Raw genomic sequence first — 5,988 nt, 5'->3', positions numbered from 1 at the left:
CAGGCTCTTTCTCACCGCTCTGCAAAATTCAGCCACCCTGTCCAGGCCCTGGTCCAGTTCAGGTTCCTGATCTATTATGGACAGGATCTTGCTGCCTATTATTATACCATCAGCAAAACCTTTTATCTGGTTAATCTGGTCCACAGAAGACAGGCCAAACCCCAAAGCAGCAGGTATCCTGAATTCTGATTTTACCTGTCCAAGAAAACTCTTTAGCTCATCCAGCAGCCCGGTCTTAGATCCAGTAACTCCCCTAACCGAAACACAGTAAACAAACCCGGTGGCAATTCTGCTTATAAGGGCCATTCTTTTCCTGCTGGTAGTCAGGGAGACCATCATTATATTATCCAGGCCATAATCATTAAATAAATCCCTGTAAGCACAAGCCTCTTCCAGGGGCAGGTCGGGAATTATCAAACCCTTAATACCTGCTTTAGTACATTCCCCTAGAAAACGCCCTACACCATACCTGTAAATCGGATTAAAATAGCTCATTACCACCAGAGGAATACCAGTTTCCTCCAATCCGGCCACCGCTTTTAGCATAATATCGGTATTGACTCCTGCTTTCAGGGCAATCTTGCTAGTTTTCTGTATCATGGGACCGTCAGCCAGCGGATCGGAGAAGGGAAGACCGATCTCTATAATATCCGCACCGTTTTCCGCCAATTTAAAAGCAAGCTGTTTAAAGCCTTCCATATCTGGATATCCACAGGTTATGAAGGGGATAAAAGCTTTTTTTCCACCCAGATTTTTAAATACATCTTCTATTCTACTCACCCTTTGCCTCCTCTTTCATAACTGTATCCAAATCCTTATCCCCCCTGCCCGACAGATTAACTACTATAATCTTGTCCCTGCCCAATGATTTGGCTTTCTCTATGGCCCAGGCCAGGGCATGGCTGCTTTCCAGGGCCGGTATTATTCCCTCACAGGTAGACAATAGCTTAAAAGCTTCCAGGGCCTGGCCATCATCTACAGATGTATAGCTTACCCTTTTACTCTCTGCCAAAAGTGAATGCTCTGGCCCTACTCCTGGATAATCAAGGCCGGCAGAAATAGAGTGGGTTTGGCTTATCTGTCCATAGTCATCCTGGAGCACATAGCTGAAAGCTCCCTGGAATATACCTTCTTCGCCCTGACCAATGGAAGCACAGTGTTTGCCGGTTTCTACTCCCAGCCCTCCTGCCTCTACTCCCACCATTGCAACTTCCTGCTCCAGGAAGGGGTAAAAAAGACCCATAGAATTACTTCCGCCTCCCACACAGGCTACCAGATAATCGGGCAGTCTCCCTTCCTGGGCCAATATTTGTCCTTTGGTTTCTTCTCCAATAACTGACTGGAAATCCCTTACCATTAAGGGGTAGGGATGAGGCCCCACTACCGAACCTATGATGTAATAAGTATCCTCGATATGGGAGACCCAGTATCTTAAAGCTTCATTGCAGGCATCTTTTAGAGTCATGCTGCCCGACTCTACTTCCACCACCTGGCTGCCTAACAGTTTCATCCTGAATACATTGGACTGCTGCCTGGCTATATCAATCTTGCCCATAAACACCTTGCAGTTAAAACCAAACAGGGCTGCACAGGCAGCCGTGGATACCCCGTGCTGGCCTGCTCCGGTTTCAGCTATAATATTTCTTTTACCCATCTTCTTGGCCAGAAGAGCCTGCCCCAGGGTATTGTTGATCTTATGAGCTCCCAGATGGCACAGGTCTTCTCTTTTAAGGTAAATCTTTGCTCCCCCTATTTCATCTGACAACCGCTGGGCATAATAAAGGGGGGTAGGCCTTCCAGCATACTGGGTAAGCAGGTTCTTTAACCGGGTCTGGAAATCCCTATCTTGTTTAGCCCACCTATATTTAGCTTCCAGTTCATCCAGAGCACTTATCAGAATCTCGGGAACAAACCTTCCGCCGAACCGGCCATAATAGCCTGGCCTTTCTTTTTTATCCATAATGTCCTCCCATACCCCTGGCCAGGGTTATAAATTTTTTTACTTTTTCTTTATCCTTGCCACCCCCTGGCAATTCCAGCCCCGTAGAAGCATCGACGCCAAAAGGGTCTACCGTATTTATGGCCTCTGTTACATTATCCGGTCCCAGACCGCCGGCAATTATCAGTTTTTCCTTCATGTTTAGCCCGGAAACAATCTCCCAGTCAAAGGTCTTTCCGCTTCCGCCATAGGAATTTTTACTATAGGTATCGGCAAGGAAATAATCTGCCACCTGTTCAATATCTGCAATAATACCCTGTACATCTGTCTGCAGTTTACAGGCTATAGCTTTTATTACCGCAGCGCCGGTTTTGTTTACATCCTTAATGTAATCTATATCTTCATTGCCGCTAAGCTGTACCATATCCAGAGCCAGATTCTCTATTGCCTGGTATATATAGGAAACAGGTTCATTTACAAATACCCCTACCATACTGGGGCTTCTGGACCCGTATCTTTTCCTTACCTGGGTTATGATACTTTCCGCCTGAACCAGGCTTATTCTCCTTCTGCTATCGGTGGAAAGTATAAAGCCTAATGCATCCGGCTCCAGGTCCGCTATCTTCAGCGCCTCATTAGTTGAGGTTATGCCGCATATCTTAACCCAGACCATCTAAATCAACTCCCTGGCCTTTAAGGCACGTTCCATATAATCCAGAGTAACTTTTAAACTTTTTGCCCTCATAAAATAAGTCCCGACAAGGAAATTTCTTACCCCCGCCTGGTACATCTCCATAATATCTTCCAGGTTGGATATTCCGCTTTCACTAATATAGATAAGATGATCCTGGCTCTGTATCTGTTTGATCATGGATATAGCATTTTGTTTGTCAATGCCAAGGGTTTTTAAATTGCGGTTATTTATGCCTATCAGCTTAGCTCCCACAGACATGGCTTTATCCAGTTCAGGCCGATTATGTACCTCTACCAGGACCTCCAGGCCCAATTGTATAGCCACATCATGCAGCCTTTTTAGCCTTTTAACCCCCAGTAGAGAAGCTATAAGCAAAATGCAGTCTGCCCCCAACTGAGCGCTTTCATAAACCTGTGAAGGATAAATTATGAAGTCCTTTCTTAAGACCGGCAGCTGACAGGATTTTTTTACTGTTTTTATGTCCTCAGGATACCCCTTAAAATACAGGGGCTCAGTTAAAACCGATACCCCTTTTATAAAACTGGAGTGCCGGCCATACTGCTTTGCTGCTTCTGCTTTGTCCAAGCTATAACTGATTTTGCCTCTGGAGGGACTGGCTTGTTTTATTTCCCCAATAATATTGATGTGGTTTCTGCTAAAATTAGAAGCAAATTTTCCCGGTTTTATCCCGGAGTTCTTAGAAACCTTGGGTTGATTATTTTTTTTATGCAATAATATTTTCTTAAGATAATCCAACAAGACCTCCCTGTATCTAATGACGTTGACTATATTCGATTAATCGGTTTAATTTATCCATGGCTCTCCCTTTGTCTATTGACTCTTTGGCCATAGCAATAGCTTCTGAAAAATTTTCAGTTTTTCCACCGGCAACAATAGCAGCTGCTCCGTTTAATAAAGCTGCCGCCCTTTTTGCTCCTTTCTGTCTGCCCCTGAGGATATCAATCAATATCCTGGCATTTTGGCTGGGGTTTCCTCCCCTTAGTTCTTCCAACCTGTACCTGGCCAGGCCAAAATCTTCCGGGCTTATGGCATACCTTATCACTTTATCATTATTTAGGTCTGAGACCAATGTCCTGCCGCTAACCGATATTTCATCCAGGGTCTCCATACCGTATACCACCAACGCTCTTTTTATTCCCAGGCTTTTTAAACACTGGGTTACCTTGTCCACCAGCTTTTCTTCATATACCCCCAGCACTCTGCCGGTAGCCATAGCTGGATTAGTTATGGGGCCCAGCACATTGAATATGGTTTTTATACCTAAATCTTTTCTGGCTCCGGCTACCCTGGCCATGGCTGCATGAGCCTTCCGTGCATAGATAAATCCTATTCCAATATTATCTATACATTTAATTACCTGCTGGTGGTCCAGGTTGAGATTTAATCCCAGGGCCTCTAATACATCAGCACTTCCGCTGCTGGAAGATACCCCCCGGTTACCATGTTTGGCTACTATTACTCCGGCGCCTGCAGCAATAAAGGCAGCAGTTGTAGATATGTTGTAAGTATTTTTCTTATCTCCGCCAGTTCCGCAGGTGTCTACCACCAATGGATGCCTGGACTTAACCTTTTGGGCCATGTTAAGCATAGCCCGGGCAAAGCCGTTAATCTCTTCAACCGTCTCTTCCTTCATTCTCAAAGCAGTTAAAAAGGCAGCAACCTGGCTATCATTGGCACCGCCCTTCATTATGTACTCCATAACACTGCAGGCCTGATGGCTGGTAAGATTATTAAAATTAATTAGTCTTTCTATTATTTCTGAAAGCATCTTGAACCTCCTTTATCCTTAGCCATGCTGATAGCACTCAGCAGTGCTTTTGCTTTATTAATAGTTTCAAAATACTCTGTTTCCGGTACTGAATCATAAACTATGCCCGCTCCTGCCTGTACATATGCAGTACTCCCTTTTAGCAAAGCTGTCCTTATAGTAATGCACAAATCCATATTACCGTCATAACCAAAATATCCAACCGCTCCGCCGTAGGGACCCCTTGGTTGTGATTCCAGTTGTTCTATTATCTGCATTGCCCTTACCTTGGGCGCTCCGGTTAAGGTACCTGCCGGAAATACACTGGATAGAACATCAAATATATCCCGGTTTGGCATCAGGTTGCCCTCCACTTTTGAAACCAGGTGCATAACATGGGAATATTTCTCTACCTGCATATAACTGCTAACCTCTACACTTCCATAGGCAGAAACCCTTCCCAGATCATTTCTTGCCAGATCTACCAGCATGTTATGCTCTGCTTTTTCTTTTTTATCCCTTAGAAGCTCCCTAGCCACTTCTTCATCCAGAGAATCATCGCCGGTCCTTTTCCTGGTTCCCGCTATGGGACAGGTAAGTATCCTATCTCCATTGGTTTTAACCAGAGGTTCGGGAGAAGAGCCAACCATCTGAAATTTCTTAAAATCCATGAAAAACATATAGGGAGAAGGGTTGGTGGTCCTGAGTCTGCGATAGATATCAAAACCCTCAGCATTAGTATCCATACTGAATCTCTGGGATAATACTATTTGAAATGCGTCGCCTCTTTTTATATAGCCTTTTGCTTTTTCTACCGATTGCTCGAAATCAAGCTGGGTTTGGCTACACTCATATTCTATATCAGCCTCTTCTCTTATCCATTGGCTGGAACCGCTGGCTGCTTTGGAAGGCCTGAAAATATTATTCTCCAGGGACTCTATAATTTCAACTGAGGTGCAGTAAGCCTGGTTGCTGTCCAGCCCGTCCCCAATATTCATGGTAGCTATAATCTTTAGGCGGTTGAGGTAATGGTCTACCACTATCAGGGAATCGGTTAAGTAAAGCATCATTTCCGGATATAAAGGGTTTTCCTTTATGGCAATATTTTCAAAATACTTGACCATATCATAGCCAACATAGCCAACGGCTCCTCCTAAAAAATGGTCAAGACCAGGATCCCGGTATAATCTTATGCCGGACATTATGTTCCTGAGCTGTTTTAAGGGATGCCCTTCTGCTTTTTGTAAAATATTGCCATTGCGGTCTTCCATGGTAAGAACATTATTTTTATAAGTTATTAACCTGCTGTAATCTACCCCGATTACAGAATACCGGGCCAATCCCCGGGGGCCTTCCACGCTTTCCAGCAAAAATACGGGCTCAAGCTTTTCTCTTATCTTTAGAAAAAGAGAGGCCGGGGTTTCAGTATCTACCACATACTGGCGATACAGGGGGATTACATTATAACTGTTTGAAAGATTATTAAATTTTTGTTTGGTTAAATTAAACATTGTTCCTCCATTTAAGGATTATTATAAGAGGCCAATGTTTGAATAAAGAAAGTATTACTTTTTAAAAGAATATGAT

6 protein-coding genes are annotated in these 5,988 nt (G+C 44.0%); all 6 read right to left on the bottom strand.

Going from position 1 to position 5,988, the window contains the following annotated elements; all coding sequences use genetic code 11:
• Positions 1-780: tryptophan synthase subunit alpha (gene trpA, locus K9H14_08180; protein ID MCG9480162.1), on the bottom strand; the 780-nt coding region annotated here is incomplete at its 3' end.
• Positions 773-1,960 (bottom strand): tryptophan synthase subunit beta, encoded by a 1,188-nt coding sequence (trpB, locus tag K9H14_08175; GenBank protein ID MCG9480161.1) that lies wholly within the window; start codon positions 1,958-1,960, stop codon positions 773-775. The genes trpA and trpB, both read right to left, overlap by 8 nt.
• Complete coding sequence (locus tag K9H14_08170) at positions 1,953-2,612, bottom strand: phosphoribosylanthranilate isomerase (protein MCG9480160.1); 660 nt, start codon at positions 2,610-2,612, stop codon at positions 1,953-1,955. The genes trpB and K9H14_08170 overlap by 8 nt, the downstream gene beginning before the upstream one ends.
• Complete coding sequence (locus tag K9H14_08165; protein ID MCG9480159.1) at positions 2,613-3,389, bottom strand: indole-3-glycerol phosphate synthase TrpC; 777 nt, start codon at positions 3,387-3,389, stop codon at positions 2,613-2,615.
• 16 nt (positions 3,390-3,405) lie between these two features.
• Positions 3,406-4,422: an anthranilate phosphoribosyltransferase gene (trpD, locus tag K9H14_08160; GenBank protein ID MCG9480158.1), complete on the bottom strand. Its 1,017-nt coding sequence runs from the start codon at positions 4,420-4,422 to the stop codon at positions 3,406-3,408.
• A complete protein-coding gene (gene trpE, locus K9H14_08155) occupies positions 4,407-5,912 on the bottom strand; it encodes an anthranilate synthase component I (protein MCG9480157.1) in 1,506 nt (501 codons plus the stop codon). Before trpE ends, trpD begins: the two co-directional genes overlap by 16 nt.
• Positions 5,913-5,988 lie beyond the last annotated feature (76 nt).

The sequence above is a fragment of the Actinomycetes bacterium genome, assembly GCA_022396035.1.
Taxonomy (GTDB): Bacteria; Actinomycetota; Humimicrobiia; order Humimicrobiales; family Humimicrobiaceae; genus Halolacustris.
Note: the sequence above shows the minus strand (reverse complement) of the source record. Positions and strands in the feature narration are given on the sequence as shown.